This window comes from Aeoliella sp., from assembly GCF_965227375.1.
Taxonomy (GTDB): domain Bacteria; phylum Planctomycetota; class Planctomycetia; order Pirellulales; family Lacipirellulaceae; genus Aeoliella.
The window spans coordinates 4,332,108-4,350,148 of sequence record NZ_CBDDFX010000002.1 but is presented as its reverse complement, the minus strand read 5'-3'; the positions used below and the strand labels follow the sequence as shown (position 1 = coordinate 4,350,148).

Sequence of the window (18,041 nt, the reverse complement as noted above, 5' to 3'; positions counted from 1 at the left end):
TTTCCGATGCGACGCAACCTTGTTCTATTGGCCATCACCTTGTCGCTGATGGTTCCCGCCGCGGCCAACGCGCAACAGCCCGGGCAGCGAGCCATCGTGGGCATGGGCACCGCCTCGGCGAAACAGAAGCCCACGATTCTTCGCATGCGAGTGCAGTTGAGTGAGAAAGCTGGCACCACCGAAGAGGCTTTGCACAAACTGGCCGATCGCAAGGAAGCCGCCAAGTTGCAGCTCGAATCGCTCGGCGCGAGTGCCGATTCGATCAAAGTCACCGACGCCACTTTCCCGTCGACCGAGTCGGATACCCAGCAACAGATGCGCATGATGGCCATGTCGCAGATGCGAGCACGCGGGCGTGTGCCGGAGGGGCTCAAGCCGGTCAAGAGTGTCACGGTTGTCAGCACCGTGACTGCCGAGTGGCCGCTGGATCAAGAAACCAACCAGGAAATGCTGATGTTCGTTTCAGGCGTGAAGGACAAGGTAGTCGAGGCCGACCTGGCGGGGTTGAACGAGCCGAAAGAGTTGACTCCTGAAGAGGAAGAGATGCAGGCGGAAATGGAGCAGATGATGGGCGGTTACTACAGCAATGAATCGGAGAATCCCGGCGAGCCGAAATTCCACTACGTGGCTGTGGTGTCCGATGAGGCGCGCAAGCAGGCCATGGCCGACGCGTTTGCTAAGGCCAAGTCGCAAGCCGAGATGCTGGCCGCGGCCGCCGGAGTCGAGTTGGGACCGCTTCAGGCGCTCGAGGCCAGCCCCACGTCTTCGAGCAGCGGTTACAACTACGAGTACATGCGCTACATGGGAGTTTACCCAGGTGCTGGCGATACCGAGGAACCCAACGACAACGAGGTGGTTGCCCCCTCGCCCGAAGCGCTTGCGCTTCGCGCAACGATTCAAGCGTCGTTTGCAATTGAATAGCGTTTCAATCCTGGGGAGATGGCAATCGGCACGCAAGTTGTTCTAATGGCGGTTGGCGGCGACGCGTCGGCTGCCGCTCGTTTCACTTGCACGCTTCTTGGCGATCGCCATGCACCTTCTATACCTGGGCTCCGCCGATAGCTGGTACTTCCGCGACCTGTCGCGCGCGGCTGGCAATCGCCACTCGATCACTGCGGCTCCGTTCAGCAATCTCGAGTCGCGCGTCGCAGGGGAGGGGATCGAGGTTGCGAGTTCTGTCCGCACTCGAGGACGAGCTAGCTCGCTGGAGAGTTCGCATTGCCGGCTGAACGACGCCGACTGCGTGCTGGTGCGGACAATGCCTCCGGGTTCGCTCGAGCAGGTGGTGTTTCGCATGGACGCGCTGGCTAGTCTCGAAGCCGCCGGCACTCTGGTGGTGAATCCGCCCAAGGCTATCGAGGTGGCGGTCGACAAGTACCTGACAACCAGCCGCCTGGCGCGGGCCGGGCTGCTGGTGCCGCGGACCATGGTTTGCCAGACGGCCGACGCGGCGATCGAGGCGTTTGCCGATCTCGGCCGCGACGTCGTGCTCAAGCCGCTGTTCGGTGGCGAGGGTCGCGGCATTACCCGACTGGCGGACGAAGCCTTCGCCTTGCGAGCGTTCAAGCTTGTCGAGCAACTCGGCGGGGTTCTCTACTTGCAAGAGTTCATCGAGCACGAAGGCTACGACGTGCGCGTACTGCTGGTGGGCGACACGGCGCTGACCATGCGGCGGCGCAACCAACTCGATTGGCGTACCAACGTCAGCCGCGGGGCCAAGGCTGAAGCTTACGAAGCGAATGAGCAGGAACTGCAAATGGCCCGCCGCGCTGCCGCAGCGGTCGGCGCCCCGCTAGCCGGCGTGGACCTGTTGCCATGCCGCGATGGCCGTTTGTACGCCATCGAAATCAACGCCGTGCCCGGCTGGCGCGCACTCGGCCGGGCGACCGGCGTGGACGTGTCGGGAGTGGTTCTCAAATGGCTTGGGTCGCAGGTGGGTTAGGTAGCGCACCGCCGCTGGCGACCAGTCCCACCAGCCGACAACAGCCAAACCTGCGGAAAAACCGTCACCAGCGGCACAACCATCGGGGGCGATTTTCGCCAAGATTCGTGGATTGCCGACGAATTTCTCTCAACAGAACGCATGATTCTGTAACGAAATCTCGCAAGGGAACCACTGCGATGCTTGAATCCATCTTCTTTTACTCGGCCACGCTGGGTGGGGCGTTCCTCCTTCTGCAGCTGGTGATGATCTTGTTTGGCGTTGGTGACGATGCCGGAGATCTCGACATCGGCGGCGATGTAGACGTGGATTTCGATGTCGATGGCGTTGATGGAGACGCCAGCACGAGTCACGATCACGGCCTGTGGCTGTTGGAAGTGATCTCGATGCGCACCGTCGCATCGGCGGCGTCGTTCTTCGGGCTCGCCGGGCTGACCGCGCGATCCGCGGGACTCAATCCGACCATTTCGCTCGGTGTGGCAACGGCTACGGGCATCGCAGCGTTGTACGGCGTGTACTGGGCTTTTCGGCAGCTATTTCGCGTGCTCCAAACTTCGGGCAACGAGAACATTCGCAATGCGTTAGGCCAACCGGGCACCGTGTACATACCGATTCCGCCCAACGACGAAGGACTTGGAAAGGTACACGTTGAATTGCAGGGTCGCACTGCCGAGTACCAAGCGATGACAAGCGACGAAGAGAAGTTGGCCACTGGGACAAGCGTGCTCGTCTTGGAAGTCGTCAATGCCGACACGGTACGGGTGACAAGGGACGTTGCCTAACGCAACAACAAACTTCGACAGCAACCATAAAAGGGGATTCTACACATGTATGCGAAACTACTCTCCACGCCAGTCATTGCCGTTGAATTGGGCGATGTCCCTACCTTTGTCTGGGTATTCGCCGGCTTCTGTCTGTTCGTAGCGATCATCATCTTCTTCGCAAGTGTGACGAAGATGTTCTACAAGCGCTGTGCTAGCAACCAGGTCTTGGTTGTCTATGGTGCCAGAACCGGTGGCGAAGGTCGAACTTCCAAAACCATTCACGGCGGAGGCTCGTTCGTCTTGCCCGTGATCCAGTCGTATGAGTACTTGAGCCTCGAACCGATTCAGATCGAGATTCCGCTTCGCGGGGCGCTCTCCATCGAGAACATCCGCGTGAACGTGCCTAGCGTCTTCACGGTGGCCGTTGGAACAGAAGCCTCCGTAATGAACCAGGCGGCTGTCCGCTTGCTCGGCCTCTCCACTCAGGAGATTCGCCAACAAGCCGAAGAAATCATCTTTGGTCAGCTCCGTCAGGTAGTCGCATCGATGCCGATTGAGGACATCAATCGCGACCGCGATGCGTTCCTCACGCACATTCAGCAGTCAGTCGAGCCGGAACTCAAGAAGATTGGCCTGGTGCTGATCAACGTGAACATCACCGACATCACCGACGAGTCGGGCTACATCGATGCGATTGGCCAGAAGGCCGCCAGCGAAGCGATTCAGCAGGCGCGTGGTGATGTGGCCGACGAGCAGAAGAAGGGTGAAATCCGCGTCGCCAACGCCGATCGTGAGAAGGACGTCGAGGTGGCCAACGCCCAGAAGCTGCGTGAGATCGGTACCCGCGAAGCTTTGCGGGAGCAATCTGTGCGTATCGCTGAGCTGGAGAAGGAGCAGACCATCGGCGAGAAAGCGGCCGAGCGCGATCGTGCAGTGCAAGTGGCCAACATGCTCAAGGAACAGACCGTTGGTGAACGCACTGCCGAGTTCCAGCGCGAAGTGCAGGTGAAGCAGGCCGACCAGGAAAAGCGTATCGCGGTGGCCGACGCCAACGCGGCAGCCGTGGACGGCGAGAACATTGCTGAGGGTAAAATTGCCCAGTCGCAAGCGACGCTGCTGGTAGAAAAGGCCGAAGCCTACGAGAAGGGTGAAGCCCGCAAACGCGAAGCCGAGGCGGCGGTGATCGAGATTCAGAACCGCGCGATGGCCAAGGCGGCGATGGCGGATGCGGAACGCGTGGAAGCCGAGAAACGAGCCGAGCTCGAAGCCCCGGCCAAGGCCGAGAAGGCCCGCGTGGTGGTCGAAGCGGAAGCCGAAGCCGAAAAGCGCCGCCTGGAAGCCGAAGGCGAAGCGGCCGCCATCTACGCCAAGCTGGAAGCCGAAGCCCGCGGTCAGTACGAGATCCTGGCCAAGAAGGGCGAGGGTCTGAAGCAGATCGTTAGCGCCTGCGGCGGAGCCAAGGAAGCATTCCAGCTGATGATGCTGGAGCACCTGGACAACCTGGCCGAGGCCAGCGCCAAGGCGATCAGCAACATCAAGTTCGACAAGGTCGTGGTGTGGGAGAATGGCCGCGGCGGCAATGGCCGCAGCAGCACGGCCGACTTCCTGCACGGCATGGCCGGCACGCTGCCTCCGATGCTGCAAGTGATGAAGGACATCGGGGGCGTCGAAATCCCCGACGCGTTGGCCAAGTTGGCCGGCGAGAAAAGTGGCGAGGAGCCGGTTACGGTTGCCTCGAATGGAGCTGCGGTTTCGACGGTCGATGTGGGGCCCGACGAAGAGGAGTTGCCGCCACGAGCGTAACCAACCCAGAAGAACTGGAAACCTGAACAAAGCCCCCACCAAGCTCGGTGGGGGCTTTTTCGTTGGTGCCTACCATTGTCGCGCTTGACCGAACACAATGGGCCGATGGAATTGCCCCGCGTGAACGTTGCCGACGCCTTGCACTCTGCGGCCACCGCTGCGCCGGAGCGGAAGGCACTCGTTGAAGCGTGGGGACAAGGCCGCTCGATCACTTGCGCGGAACTGGACCAGCAAGCCGACATCTACGCTCGCGGCCTCATCGAACTCGGCGTCGAGCCTGGCACGCGGATCGCGCTGCTGGTGAAACCGAGTATCGAGTTCGTGACGTTGGTGTTTGCTCTCTTGCGTAGCGGGGCGACGATGGTGCTCGTCGACTCGGGCCTGGGCCGTAAGAACATCGTCCGCTGCCTGGCGTCGACCGAGCCCGAGGGGTTCGTGGCGATTCCGATCGGTCACGCCTTGCGACTGGTGAAACGCAAGCAGTTCCCGCAGGCCAAGCTAAGCGTGAACGTCGGCCCGACGTGGTTGCCACTGGGAACGCCGCTCGCCAAGTTGCACGAGCTGGGTGCGAACTCCACGGCCGAACTCCCCCACACCACGGCCGACGATTCGGCGGCCATCGTGTTTACCAGCGGTAGCACCGGACCGCCGAAGGGCGTGGTCTATCGGCACGAGACGTTCAGCACGCAGCTCACCGAGATTCAGCGGATGTACGGCCTGCAGCCCGGCGGGGTGGACCTCGCCTGCTTTCCGCTGTTCGGGCTGTTCAACGTAGCGATGGGCATTACGACCGTGCTGCCGGAAATGGACTTCAGCCGCCCCGCGAGCGCCGACCCCAAGAAGCTGCTAGCTGCCGCTAATGAGTTTCAGGTCACACAGTCGTTCGCCTCGCCAGCGGTGTGGGACCTGCTGAGTCGCCACTGCGAAGGGACGGGCGACTCGATCCCGACGCTCAAGAAAGTCTTCAGCTGCGGCGCGCCAGTCGGCGCGGAGGTGATCGAGCGGACGCTCACCCACGTCTGCCCCGACGCGGAGCTACACACCCCCTACGGCGCGACCGAAAGCCTGCCGGTCTCGACAATCGAAGCCCAAGAGATCCTCACCGAAACCGCCGAAAAGACCCGCGAAGGCGCCGGCGTGTGCGTCGGCCGCAAGGTCGACAGCATCGAATGGCGGGTGATCAAGATTACCGACGAACCGATCGCGAAGATTGACGAAACGGAAGAACTGCCACAAGGCCAAATCGGAGAGTTGATTGTTCGCGGTCCACAAGTCTCGCGCACTTATTTATCACCCAGCCCTCGACGGGAGTCGAGGGTTCAAACCATCGCGACGCATAACGAGCTTGCGAAAATCGCTGACGGCAACTCCGTATGGCATCGCATCGGCGACGTCGGCTACCTCGACGAGCAAGGTCGCTTCTGGTACTGCGGGCGGAAGAGTCAGCGCGTGGTGACGAGTGAGGGGACGCTGTATACGGAGTGCGTGGAGCAGGTGGTGAATGCGCAAAGCGGTGTTACTCGAAGTGCTCTAGTCGGAGTAGGCCGGCGCGGTGAGCAGCGACCTTGTGTTGTCATTGAACCAGAGTCCTCCATTCGTTTGGACGACGACTATGACTCGATGAAGTCGAGCGAAGTCCACGTCGATGACCTAGTGCTCGATCTAAGGGGTTGGCTAGTTGATAGACTTGCTCCGATCCCGTTCGGCGAAGTGTATGGATCTGCCGGCCCACTCCCCACCGACATCCGTCACAACGCCAAAATCAACCGCGAAGAGTTAGCCAAATGGGCAGCGAAGCAGTTGAAGCGGGAACGCTGATTTGCTCGGCACTTATCAGATAAGTGCTGATTAGCGTAGATTAGCGTTCCTCAGATCCGACGAGGCGTAGCTCGTCCGCTAGGGCGTACAGAATCCCAGCACGTTTTCCAATCCAAAGTTCCTAAATGCGTGTCCTCGTCACCGGCCCGGGAGGTTTCCTCGGTCGGTACATTGTCGAACAGCTCATCGCTCGGGGCGACTCGGTGCGGGGGCTCGCGCGTGGGGAGTATCCGGAGCTCATCGGGCAGGGCGTGGAGATGGTTCGGGGCGACCTGGCCGATCTGCCGACGGTGACGAAGGCTTGCGAGGGCGTGGACTGTGTGATTCACACCGCCGGCAAGGTGGGTGTGTGGGGCAAGTGGTTTCAGTATTTTCGTTCGAACATCCACGGGACGCTCAACGTGCTAAGCGCCTGCAAGCAGTTGGGCGTCGAGCGGTTGGTGTTCACCAGCAGTCCCAGCGTTACGTTCGCCGGCGTGGACCAACAGGGCGTCGACGAGTCGGCCCCGTACCCAGATCGCTGGCTGTCGCACTATCCGCATTCCAAGGCGATCGCCGAGCAAATGGTGCTGGCCGCCAATGGCGAGGCGATCGAAGGCGACCGTGTGCTGCGAACCTGTGCCTTGCGGCCACACTTGGTGTGGGGCCCGCGGGATCATCATCTGGTGGCCCGATTGGTCGCGCGAGCCCGCGCGGGGCAACTTCGACGTGTCGGCACCGGAACGAACCTTGTCGACTGCATCTATGTCGAGAATGCAGCGGAGGCCCACCTGTTGGCGGCCGACGCACTAGCGTCGCCGGATACCCCCGTCGCTGGCAAACCGTACTTCCTCAGCCAGGGAGAACCGGTGAACTGCTGGCAGTGGGTCGACGAGATCCTGGCTCTGGCCCAGTTGCCGCCGGTGGAGAAGCACATCTCCCGCGGGGCCGCTTACTGGGTGGGCGCCGGGCTCGAGGCGGCCCATTGGGCCACTCGCCGGTGGGACGCCGAGCCTCGGATGATGCGATTTGTGGCCCTGCAACTGGCCACCGACCACTATTTCGACATCTCGGCCGCCCGAAAAGACCTGGGATACGAGCCCCGCGTGTCGACGGCCGAAGGCATGCAGCGGCTGGGCGAGTGGATCGCCGCAGGGGGCCTGGAACACGGCAAAAAGCTGGTCGCCTAGCCCGATATTCGACCGCCAACTACAATCGCCAGTTTGGCCACGCTCAATTCCCCGCGGCAATCTGCCCGCATATACCGAACTCCCCTTCCGAACTCCGGATTCCCCCAATGCTCCGTTCTCATACCTGCGGCGAACTTCGCTCCTCCGACACCGGCAAAGAGGTCACCCTGTGTGGCTGGGTCGATACCTACCGCGACCATGGTGGCGGACTGTTCGTCGACCTTCGCGACCGCTACGGCATGACCCAGGTGTCGTTCGGCCCGCCGGCAACGCCCGAGGACGTGATCGAGCAGAGCAAGCACCTGCGGGCGGAGTACGTCATTCGGGTGACGGGCATCGTGAACGAGCGTCCCGAGGGGCAGGAGAATCCCAAGCTGGGCACCGGCAAGATTGAAGTGAGCGCTACGAAGCTCGAGGTGCTCAACAAATCGAAGACGCCCGACGTGTCGCCTTCGGAGAAAATCACCGAACTGCCGGGTGAGGACTTGCGACTCAAGCATCGTTATCTGGACCTTCGCCGCCCGGCGATGCAAAAGACGATGGTCTTGCGCGACTTGATCACCAAGCGGATGCGCGACTACTTCGAAGAGCATCACTTTATCGACGTCGAGACGCCGATCCTGGGCCGCAGCACTCCGGAAGGGGCACGCGACTACCTGGTGCCGAGCCGCGTGCACAACGGCAGCTTCTATGCGCTGCCGCAGTCGCCGCAGCTATACAAACAGATTTTAATGATCGCTGGCTACGATCGCTACGTTCAGATCGCCCGCTGCTTCCGCGACGAGGACCTGCGAGCCGACCGCCAGCCTGAGTTCACGCAGGTCGACTTGGAGATGAGCTTCGTCGACGCCGACGACGTGATTGGCATGATCGACGGACTGATGCAGAAGCTGGCCAAGGACGTGTTGGACATCGACCTCGAATTGCCGCTGCCGCGGATGACCTACGAAGAGGCGATGCGGCGGTTCGGGCACGACGCGCCGGACCTGCGGTTTGGCATGGAGGTGGTCGACTGCTCGGACCTGGCGGCTGAGAGTGACTTTGGTGTGTTCAAGAGCGTGGTCGAGGGCGGCGGCTTCGTCCGCGCGATCAACGCCAAGAAGGGCACCGAAACGTACAGCCGCCGCGGCATCGACGGGCTGACCGAGTTCGTCAAAGGCTACGGGGCGAAGGGCCTGGCGTGGTTCCGCTGCGAGGACGATGGCAAGCTCGGTTCGACAATCGCCAAATTCTTCGGCGAGGAGCTGTTGGCGAAGTTCGCCGAACGCCTCGACGCCGAGCCGGGCGACTTGATCTTGTTCTCGGCCGACACGTGGCAAGCCACTTGCCAAGTGCTGCACGCGCTGCGCACCAAGATCGGCAAGGAAATGGAGCTGTACGACCCGAAGGAAATGAACTTCAGTTGGGTGGTCGACTTCCCCATGTTCGAGTACGACGAGGACGAGAAGCGGTGGTTCGCCACGCATCACCCGTTCACCGCGCCGAAGGACGAGGACGTGCACCTGCTGGAGAGCGACCCGCACAAGTGCCGCGCCAAGGCGTACGACCTGATCATCAACGGCCACGAGGCGGGCGGCGGCACCATTCGTATTCACGACCCCGAGACGCAGAGCAAGGTATTCGGCCTGCTGGGCATCGACGAAGAGACCGCCCGCGACCGTTTCGGGTTCCTGTTGGACGCGCTGGCCTACGGCGCGCCGCCGCACGGCGGTTTGGCTCTGGGCCTCGACCGGGTGGTAATGCTATTCGCCGGCCTGGACAACATCCGCGACGTAATCGCCTTCCCCAAAACGCAGAAAGCCACCGACCTGATGACCGAAGCCCCCGGCACGGTGGACACCAAGCAGCTGAGGGAGTTGGGGATTAAATTGGATTTGTAATCGCCCGTCGGTTTACGCCGAAGGCGTTTCGTCTATCAGCCCAGTGTTGCGGCGTTAGCCGCTACGCTGGGTACATGAGGTGCAACCACAAATCCCCCAGGGTAGCGGCGTAGCCGCAACCCTGGGCTGAGTGCCATAACCGCTTCGCGGTATTTCAAACTCTGGGGCTCGCGGAGCTCGTCCCCAGGCACCCTTACGCCCCATTGTTCCTCACGGACCTTACTCCTCCAACCGCAGCTCTGCCATGTAGATCGCGGTTTTACCCTCGTGCGACGAGTAGTAGCTCACCAGTAGGCGGTCGCCGTCGAGCACCAGGCCGGGGTAGCTGCAGTCGCCGCCGCTGGGGAGTATCGAGAGTTTGGTGAACTTCGCGTTCTCTACGTCGAGATGGCTGACGACGGTGCGCGGCTCGTCGTCGATGAACATTCGGCCGGCGGCCAGCCAGTTGCCTTCGGCGGTGCGGATGAAGTTGGGGCCGCCAAGGTACTCGCCCAGGTCGTGCCACTTCCAGTCGGTGTAAGGCGCACTGCTCACGCCGAGATGCGCGGAGCGCTTGCCGGGCTCACCGTCGCGGCGCTGCAAACAGAGCATCGTTCCGTCGGGGGCGAAGCGAATCGTCGCTTCGGTGGGGTAGCCTTCGCCAAACATGTCGGCGACGTGCGTCGCGACGTCGTTGCTACCGCGTAGCTTCAACAGACTGGTATATGGGCGGCCCTCCTGCTTGGCGTACGCCACGCCCCAGGCGACGTCGCCCTGCCAAGTGACGCGCCACAGCCAGCGGCCTGGTTCGACGATGATCTCCGGTGTTGTCCATTGGTCGATATCGGTGGCCGTGGCGGTGAATGTTCCGGTCGGCGCCCCTTTATGATCGGCTTTGCGCGGAGCCGCGCCGCCGAGCACCATTAGCCGGCCGTCGGGCATGACCGACAAGCTGGCGTCGCGGAGGTCGTAGCCTGGGAGTTCGAGTCGCGCGGCCGGCTGCCACTCTTTCCCGTCGGGCGAGGTGAGCACTCGAATCGCGCCGTCGGTCGATACATGCTTACGCCCTTCGCGGAACGCACACACGTACTGATCGCGCCACTGGACCAGGTCGGTGAACGCATTGTGCGGGGCCTGGTCCCAGATTCGCGTGCTTTCGAGCAGCGACAAGGTTACCGGTTGGTCACCCGGCTCGTCGGCCATGGCTAGACAGGAGAAAGCAAACAGACACGCGGCGCCGCATGCAAGATACTTCATGGGAGGGCCTCAGGAGGGGATTCGATGGGCCGGGGGTAGGGTCGCGGTGAATGCGATTGTACTGCATCCAGTTTGGCTTTTCATCTTGACTTCCGGCGTCCTCGAGCCGATACTCCCAATAGATCGACGAAGCCAGCCGAAAACCTCGGCGGGCTTTTTTTGTGCGCTGTCTCTAAAACCAGGAGGTGACATGCGATTTTGTGAGATCTGTAAGCAGGAGATTGAGGCCGAGCGAGCGGAGGCCCTGGCGGACACGCGGCTCTGCACCAAGCACGGACGGGAGATTCAGCAGTTTGGCGGCGAGTTCCGCGTGGTCGCCACGCAGGAACGCTCCAGCAAGGCGGGTAGCCTGAAGATCAACTACGGCGGCGTGGCCACCTCGAAGGAGCGAAACACCGAGGCGATCGAGAAGCTGCGGGACGCTTACGAACTGGAGACACACTCGGCCTAGCCAGGCGTGTGAGCATTACCGCAATTTCGTTGACGCTCCAAAACCCGCCAACTAGCATGAAGCTCGACGGGGCAACGTCTTGACCATGATCGAATGATGAACCACCGTAGCCCCGGCTGGCTGTGTTCCGGTACCTTGCTAGTTGCGATCTTGCTGCCAGCTGCAAACGCTCGGGCGGCCATTTCTGGTGTCTCGTATCTGGCGTCCACCAGTTCCGCGCCCTTGTCGGCCACTCACGCGCCGGACAACCCCAACCATTTGTATGTCGCTCAGCGTAACGGGCGGATCGATGTGCTCGACCTGCGGACCAACCAGTGGGCCGCGCAGCCGCTGGTGGAGGTGTCGGGGGTGGATGAGCTGCTGGAAGGAGGACTGTTGGGACTCGCGTTCCACCCGGAGTTCGCAACGAACGGCAGGTTCTACGTGCATGCGACGCTCGACCCGGGCGATGCGAATCCGGGGTTCTTCGATCCGTTCGTGTCCACGGTGCTCGAATACACGATGTCGTCCACCACGCCCGGCGTGGCCGATCCGACGCCGACCACCGTGCTGGAAGTGCCGCAGCCGTTCGCCAATCACAACGGCGGCTGGATTGGCTTCGATCCCACGGCGACCGGCGCCGATCGATCGAATTTGTACATCACGCTCGGCGATGGCGGGCACGAGCCCAACTCGCCGGATCAACCAGCACAAGTGCTGGAGGGTTCGCTGCTTGGCAAAGTGTTGCGAATCAACGTGGATGGCGACGACTTTCCCGAGACGAATCGCAACTACTCGATCCCCGCATCGAATCCGTATGCAAACACAACGGGCGAAGATGAGATCTTCGCCTACGGGTTGCGAAACCCGTACCGCGCGAGCTTCGATCGACTGACGGGCGACTTGTGGATTGGCGACGTCGGCGAAGGGAATCGCGAGGAGATCGACGTGATTCGCGCGGGGAGCATGGGAGGAGAGAACTTCGGATGGTCGCCCTGCGAAGGGCTGCTCGGCGGCACAAGTTGCGATGCGCTGAAAGCCACACCCGGCGCGAACGTGGTCGACCCGGTGTACGACTATTCGCACAACGGACAGCCCTACTCGCCAGAAGGGTTTCGTGGGGTCTCAGTGATCGGCGGCGTGGTGTACCGTGGCCCCGATCCGGAAGTTCAAGGGCGTTATCTGTTCGGCGATGTTTTCCCCGAGTCCGACGCGTTCTGGAGTCTCGACGCGGCCAATCCCGTTGGATCGGTCGAGCAGATCGAGGACGAGTTATTCCCCGGCATGGACGGTAACACGATTGGCGGGCCGCTCGCGTTTGCCGAAGACGCCAATGGGAATGTCTACATCCTCACCTTCAACAACATCTGGCGGATCGACACCGACGCGGTCGTGCCAGGGGACTACAACGCCGACGGAACGGTGAATCTGGCCGACTACACCGTGTGGCGAAACACGCTGGGCAGCTCCGGGGCCGACCTACCCGCCGATGGCGACAACAGCGGCATGGTCACGGCCGCGGACTACGTGGTGTGGAGAGATCACTTCGGCCAGATGGCCAGCAGCTACGTGCCTCCAGTGGTGGCAGCGCAGGTTCCGGAGCCGAATTCACTGTTCGCTGCGCTGCTGGCATGTGCGGCCATCTCGCTTCACCGCACCGCGCGGCGGCCGCTCTATTGACGGCGAACTTGCCGTTTCCCGATAGAATTCTTACACCCAGTCGGCTAAAACCAAAGTTGCGGAGCGGGCTGTCCGCAGCCTCCGCGCTGCAGCAGGGGTTTTGTCGCACCCGTTGTGATTTGAGTCACGTGGCAACTGCGACAAAACCTCCAGCCAGTACTGTAAGCTCCAGCAGTAGAAGGACTTACGAAATGCCGCAGAGTTTTGTCGCAGGGAGGGTTTTGTCGCGGAAGTGCGGCAAAACTCCCCGAAGCTCCGATGGCGTTGTAGCTCGTCGGCTAATAGCGAACCGATCCGAGCGGTTTTTGGTCCCTCGAATCTGACCCCTGAATCCCGAATCCTGACCCCTTCCGCGTGTGATGTCCCAAATTCAAGTTGCCCAGCGTGTGACGCGATTGCCACCGTACCTGTTTGGTCGGATCAACAAGATGATCTACGACAAACGCACGGCCGGCGACGACGTGATCGAGCTCGGCATGGGCAATCCCAGCGATCCGCCGCAGGAGCTGGTGATCGAGAAGCTGGTGGAAGCTGCCCGCGATCCGCGGAACCATCGCTACAGCAAGTCGAACGGTATCGCGAACCTCCGCCGCGAGGTGGGGGCCAAGTACTTCAAGAAGTATGGCGTGCGTCTCGACCCCACGGACGAGGTGATGGTTTGCCTTGGCTCGAAAGAGGGCTTCAGCCACATGTGCCTGGCGATGATGGGCCCCGGCGACACGGCCATCGTGCCCGCGCCCTACTTTCCGGTGCACGTGTACGGGGTGGCATTGGCCTCGGGCAACGTGATCACGCTGCCGGTGACCGACAGCGAGAAGTTCCTCAGCGACATCGCCTACACTTGCGAGACGCTGTACCCGCGGCCGAAGCTGCTGATCCTGTGCTATCCCCACAACCCGTCGAGCGTAGTGGTGGAGCAGGCGTTCTACGACGAGGTGGTGAAGCTGGCCAAGAAGTACGGGCTGATGGTGATCAGCGACTTCGCCTACGCCGACGTGGCATTCGACGGTTACCACCCGCCGAGTTTCCTGGCTTCGAAGGGAGCGAGCGACGTGGGCGTGGAGTTCACCACCATGAGCAAAGGCTACAACATGGCCGGCTGGCGGGTGGGCTACTGTTGCGGCAACCGCGAGATGATCAACGCCCTGGGCACCATCAAGGGCTACTACGACTACGGCATGTTCCAGGCGATCCAAATCGCGGCGATCGTCGCGCTGCGTCACACCGACGCGGCCGTGGAGGAGCAATCGCAAATCTACCAAAGCCGCCGCGACACCCTGTGCGATGGCCTGGCGCGAATGGGCTGGGAATCGAACGTTCCGAAGGCTGGCATGTTCGTCTGGCAACCGGTGCCCGAGCCCTGGAAGAGCCGGATGAGCACGATGGACTTCGCCATGATGCTGCTGGAGAAGGGCAACGTCGCAGTGAGCCCCGGCAGCGGCTTCGGCCCCGCCGGCGAAGGCTACCTGCGGATGAGCCTGGTAGAAAACGAAAACCGCCTGAAGCAAGCAGTGCGGCAGATCAAGCAGTGCTTGAAGGAAGCGGAAGAGGAGTGGGCGAAGGAGGAAGTGGCGGCCGAGGCGTAACTCGAACCATGCAGCGAATCGTCACCACAGGAGTTGGTGTTGTAGCTGATCTAGACCAGCACGAGGGTTGGGTCGTCTTCAATTGGAGTGATCAAACCTACGGTGAAATGTCGCTCAAGGTGGACGGAGATCATCATTGCTCGCGAGAGATGCCTGTACGCTCCGGAACTGGGCCTCCTGACTTTGTTTCCATGAGTAGGGCCTCATTGGTCATGCGATTTGCCCCCGAATTGGCCAGTAAGCTTGAATTGGACGAAGAAGTCGAATTCGTCTTTGAATTGCAGGACGATGAGTTTGGCGAGTTGAAGGAAGTCATTGAGACTTGGTTTGGCCTGGATTGAGTTGGCACATTGGCTATTGGGAATCTCGGTTCGACGCGAAGTTGGCCGAGCGGTTGAAGGAGATACTGGACAATCCGGAAGGGTAACCAAAACTGTCCGATCGAATCATCCCAACCGAGATCGTCCGAGGGTTTCGCCAACTGTGCGAGGTGGAACCTGGCGTGGAGTCGTACTTCCACGCGTGCGAGAAGCTGGGGTGGAACCCATCGCGAGAAGAGCACTGGCCCGAGGAGGCTTTTGAGGTTTGTCGAGGTGAGCCATGGTACCGGATCGTGGTTTGCTTTGAGGGCCTCGACTGCTACGCGGCATGTGGGATCAGCATGCTCAACACGAGTGGGCATATTGACCCAGAATGGGAGGCCGTATCGAGCTTGACACTTGCATCCTTCAATGCACGTTTCGAATTCAATCGAATGGTCGTTGCACGAGAACTTGGCGAGTCGAGCTTCGAAGGCAGGTATGTTGGCGCAGGGTTCAGCAAAGGAAAAGTACTTTGTTTTGCTGGATGGACTTACCCCCTCGGACACGTCGTTCTCGTGCAGCACGACGAGGGGGATTTAGGCGCGGAAGCAACGCTCGACCTGCGGATTGTGAAGAGAGGTCCAGAGGAGGTGCCAAGATTTCCGCTGAATACAACGATCTACACGTGAGGACTTTCGAGGAAGGCGTAAATCCCTTGGAGCATGAAACTAATCAGAATACACTAGTGTTCTGGTGTTTGTTCGGAAATTGTAGTCGTGCTCGTTGTCTGTCTAACACCTCTGGAGTATAAGGATGGAGGTGGGAGTCAGTTGTTCGGATGAAGAGGCAGTCATGAACTCGCGTTGTTGGACATTCCCGGTAGTTCTTCTTCTTGCTGTCACCATTGTGGGCGGCTCCGCGCGGGCAGAGATGTTCGCGCTTGACTTGAAGGATCTGGTAGGATCGGGTGGGAGTGGGATCCCCGTCGAGTTTCCTCATGGTTTCTCTTCGATAGATGAAGTGCAGCTAATCGTCGAGGGGGGATACAGCCCGTCAATTGTCCAGCGTGTTGCCTTGGGAGGCTTGGGGCCCGAGCTGAGTTACCACGGCATGCACATGTGGTGGCGACTAGGGGATACTGATTCCGCTTGGAATGAGAAGTTGGCCTACACCACGCTGCAACTCGGCGAGGGCGATGAGGACTTCAGTTCGGAATTGTCGATGCGGGGGACCGTCGTCTATGACCCGCCATCACTGTTGCCCGGCGGCGACGAGCCGATCGACTACAGCTTCTTACTGGATGGCCGAGCGGAGTTGGCGGGTAGCAGCATCGTGGGCGTTCCAGACCTCTATTTCACCGTGAAGAGCGCATCCGTTTCGCTGGAAACTTTCACCCTCATTGTTCACGGCACGGCAGTGCCAGAGGGAAATTCCGTCATGCTCGGGCTGTTGGGGGTGGCGCTCGGAAGTGTGTTCGTCGCGCGGCAGCGTACTTCCAGCGGCTATTGGGCGGCTTGAAGATCGAACCCCACCTCGCGTACCATTGCTACAACCCTGACCCCCGACCCCTGAATCCTGACCCCTCCCACGATGACCGCTAAACTCGCCCTCGAAGATGGAACTGTTTTCACCGGCACTTCGGTTGGAGCCGAGGGGGAGGTCGACGGCGAAGTGTGCTTCAACACGTCGATGACCGGGTATCAGGAGATTCTCACCGACCCGAGCTATCGCGGGCAGATCGTCACGATGACGTACCCGCAGATCGGCAATTACGGCGTAAATGCCGAAGACGTGGAGAGCGCCAAACCGCATCTCGCCGGGTTCATCGTCCGTGAGCACAGCCGCACGCAGAGCAACTTTCGCTGCGAGCGGAGCCTAAGCGAGTACCTCGAAGAGCACGGTATCGTGGCCATCGAGTCGATCGACACCAGGGCGCTGGTGCGGCGACTACGCTCGCAGGGCTCGATGCGGGGCGTGCTGTCGACCGTCGACATGGACGACGCCAGCCTGGTCGCCAAGGCCAAGGCGAGCCCCGGCCTGGTGGGGCGCGATCTGGTGCAGGAAGTTGCCGCCACCGAGGCCAAGCAGTGGAGCGAGCCGCTGAGCACGTGGACCAAGCTGGAGTCGGACACTCGCGAGGCGAATGCCGATAGTCCACACGTCGTGGCGATGGACTTCGGCATGAAGTGGAACATCCCGCGCCACCTGGTCGACATGGGCTGCCGGGTAACCGTGGTGCCAGGTGGGTACAACGCCGCGCAAATCCTTGAACTCGATCCCGACGGAGTATTCCTTTCCAACGGACCTGGCGACCCGGAGCCGATTGAGTACGCGATTGGCACGATCCGCGACCTGTTGGGCCAGAAGCCGGTGTTCGGCATCTGCTTGGGTCACCAGTTGCTGTCGCTGGCGTGCGGCGCGAAGACGTTCAAGATGAAGTTCGGTCACCGTGGAGCCAACCAGCCGGTGCACGACCTGCTGACCGAAAAAGTGGAGATCACTTCCCAAAACCATGGCTTCGCCGTGGACGAATCGACGCTGCCCGACGCACTGGAAGTGACGCACCGCAGCTTGAACGATGGCACCGTCGAAGGTGTGCGACATCGTGAACTTCCGGCATTTTCGGTGCAATACCACCCCGAAGCCTCAAGCGGTCCGCACGATAGTCACTATTTGTTCGAGCGATTTTACGAATCGATGGGCAAGTGATTGGCTAGTCGATTTGCCAGCGCTCGAATCGTGACCTAGTCTTCTGATGTTGTCTGTTGTGCGCTTAAAGTCCACAACCGGGCACGCCCTTTTCCCTCCTGTCGTCGCCGGCTGAGTCTCCTTGGCTCCCGCGGTCGGAAGTCGGCAGTTACTTTTCCCAATTTGGCACTCACGCACAGGATCGCGTACGCGGTGTATTCCGCGTTGGCGGTAAGATGCCGAAGGTGCCCAGCGAGTCACCCCGTGCCCGAGCCCGACGACATCATCCGTAGGTGCATGGAAGCCTGGAGCCAGGAACAGGAGGAATATGCTGCGCAGCTCACTGATTCGCTTGCGAGTTTGCAGGCGTACGAGCAAGAGCTGAGGCAGTGGGAAGAGCAACTGACGTCGAAGGCGGAGGAAATCGAACAGCAACGCTCCGAAGTGGAGGAGCGGCGCAAGGAGCTGGTCAAACAGCAAGCGACCGACGTGGCGATGACCGCCGAGTTGGATCAAGCAAAGGCCGAACTGGATGACTTGCGACAGCGCTTGAGCGAAGTGGAAGATCCTGTAGTCGCAGCCAGTGCGGCAGTCACCGATACGGAGCAGTACCCCAGCCGCGACAGCAAAACGAAATCGGGTGTCGAACTGCTCGATCCCGCGGTTAGCGCCGTGGCCAAGCAGTTCCAGAAACTGCGCCAGCAGCAAGCCGCCCGTCGTTCCCGCTAACCGCGGCTTCCTAG

16 protein-coding genes are annotated in these 18,041 nt (G+C 61.0%); 15 read left to right on the top strand and 1 reads right to left on the bottom strand.

Annotated features, from left to right (window positions below; all coding sequences use genetic code 11):
- Positions 1-6: 6 nt before the first annotated feature.
- The 7 genes from ACQK2L_RS29995 (at position 7) to aspS (ending at position 9,376) form a co-directional block, all read left to right on the top strand.
- Complete coding sequence (locus tag ACQK2L_RS29995) at positions 7-921, top strand: SIMPL domain-containing protein (protein ID WP_425400738.1); 915 nt, start codon at positions 7-9, stop codon at positions 919-921.
- Positions 922-1,030: 109 nt separating this feature from the next.
- Entirely contained in the window at positions 1,031-1,942 is a 912-nt protein-coding gene (locus ACQK2L_RS29990; RefSeq protein WP_425400737.1) for an ATP-grasp domain-containing protein, read from the top strand.
- 179 nt (positions 1,943-2,121) lie between these two features.
- Positions 2,122-2,724 carry a hypothetical protein gene (locus ACQK2L_RS29985; protein ID WP_425400736.1) on the top strand — a complete coding sequence of 201 codons (603 nt, stop codon included), beginning with the start codon at positions 2,122-2,124 and terminating at the stop codon, positions 2,722-2,724.
- A 45-nt stretch (positions 2,725-2,769) separates the two neighbouring features.
- Positions 2,770-4,509, top strand: a complete 1,740-nt coding sequence (locus ACQK2L_RS29980; protein WP_425400735.1) for a flotillin family protein — start codon at positions 2,770-2,772, stop codon at positions 4,507-4,509.
- A gap of 105 nt (positions 4,510-4,614) precedes the next feature.
- Entirely contained in the window at positions 4,615-6,327 is a 1,713-nt protein-coding gene (locus tag ACQK2L_RS29975) for a fatty acid CoA ligase family protein (RefSeq protein ID WP_425400734.1), read from the top strand.
- Between the two features lie 125 nt (positions 6,328-6,452).
- A complete protein-coding gene (locus tag ACQK2L_RS29970) occupies positions 6,453-7,496 on the top strand; it encodes an NAD-dependent epimerase/dehydratase family protein (RefSeq protein WP_425400733.1) in 1,044 nt (347 codons plus the stop codon).
- A gap of 107 nt (positions 7,497-7,603) precedes the next feature.
- Positions 7,604-9,376, top strand: coding sequence for an aspartate--tRNA ligase (gene aspS, locus ACQK2L_RS29965; protein ID WP_425400732.1), 1,773 nt, complete (start codon positions 7,604-7,606; stop codon positions 9,374-9,376).
- 219 nt (positions 9,377-9,595) lie between these two features.
- On the opposite strand, the gene ACQK2L_RS29960 is transcribed toward aspS, so the two are convergent.
- A complete protein-coding gene (locus tag ACQK2L_RS29960; protein ID WP_425400731.1) occupies positions 9,596-10,612 on the bottom strand; it encodes a sialidase family protein in 1,017 nt (338 codons plus the stop codon).
- Between the two features lie 190 nt (positions 10,613-10,802).
- Between ACQK2L_RS29960 and ACQK2L_RS29955 the strand changes: the two genes are divergently transcribed.
- The 8 genes from ACQK2L_RS29955 to ACQK2L_RS29920 all read left to right on the top strand — a co-directional run bounded on the left by ACQK2L_RS29955 (position 10,803) and on the right by ACQK2L_RS29920 (position 18,027).
- Positions 10,803-11,063 (top strand): hypothetical protein, encoded by a 261-nt coding sequence (locus tag ACQK2L_RS29955; RefSeq protein WP_425400730.1) that lies wholly within the window; start codon positions 10,803-10,805, stop codon positions 11,061-11,063.
- A 93-nt stretch (positions 11,064-11,156) separates the two neighbouring features.
- Positions 11,157-12,722, top strand: coding sequence for a PQQ-dependent sugar dehydrogenase (locus ACQK2L_RS29950; protein ID WP_425400729.1), 1,566 nt, complete (start codon positions 11,157-11,159; stop codon positions 12,720-12,722).
- A gap of 359 nt (positions 12,723-13,081) precedes the next feature.
- Positions 13,082-14,308 (top strand): aminotransferase class I/II-fold pyridoxal phosphate-dependent enzyme, encoded by a 1,227-nt coding sequence (locus tag ACQK2L_RS29945; RefSeq protein ID WP_425400728.1) that lies wholly within the window; start codon positions 13,082-13,084, stop codon positions 14,306-14,308.
- An 8-nt stretch (positions 14,309-14,316) separates the two neighbouring features.
- Positions 14,317-14,649, top strand: a complete 333-nt coding sequence (locus ACQK2L_RS29940) for a hypothetical protein (protein WP_425400727.1) — start codon at positions 14,317-14,319, stop codon at positions 14,647-14,649.
- 320 nt (positions 14,650-14,969) lie between these two features.
- Positions 14,970-15,299, top strand: coding sequence for a hypothetical protein (locus ACQK2L_RS29935; RefSeq protein ID WP_425400726.1), 330 nt, complete (start codon positions 14,970-14,972; stop codon positions 15,297-15,299).
- 163 nt (positions 15,300-15,462) lie between these two features.
- On the top strand, positions 15,463-16,128 hold the full coding sequence (locus ACQK2L_RS29930; protein ID WP_425400725.1) for a hypothetical protein: 666 nt from the start codon (positions 15,463-15,465) through the stop codon (positions 16,126-16,128).
- Between the two features lie 72 nt (positions 16,129-16,200).
- Positions 16,201-17,319, top strand: coding sequence for a glutamine-hydrolyzing carbamoyl-phosphate synthase small subunit (gene carA, locus ACQK2L_RS29925; RefSeq protein WP_425400724.1), 1,119 nt, complete (start codon positions 16,201-16,203; stop codon positions 17,317-17,319).
- Between the two features lie 243 nt (positions 17,320-17,562).
- Positions 17,563-18,027 (top strand): hypothetical protein, encoded by a 465-nt coding sequence (locus ACQK2L_RS29920; RefSeq protein ID WP_425400723.1) that lies wholly within the window; start codon positions 17,563-17,565, stop codon positions 18,025-18,027.
- The last annotated feature ends 14 nt before the right edge of the window (positions 18,028-18,041 follow it).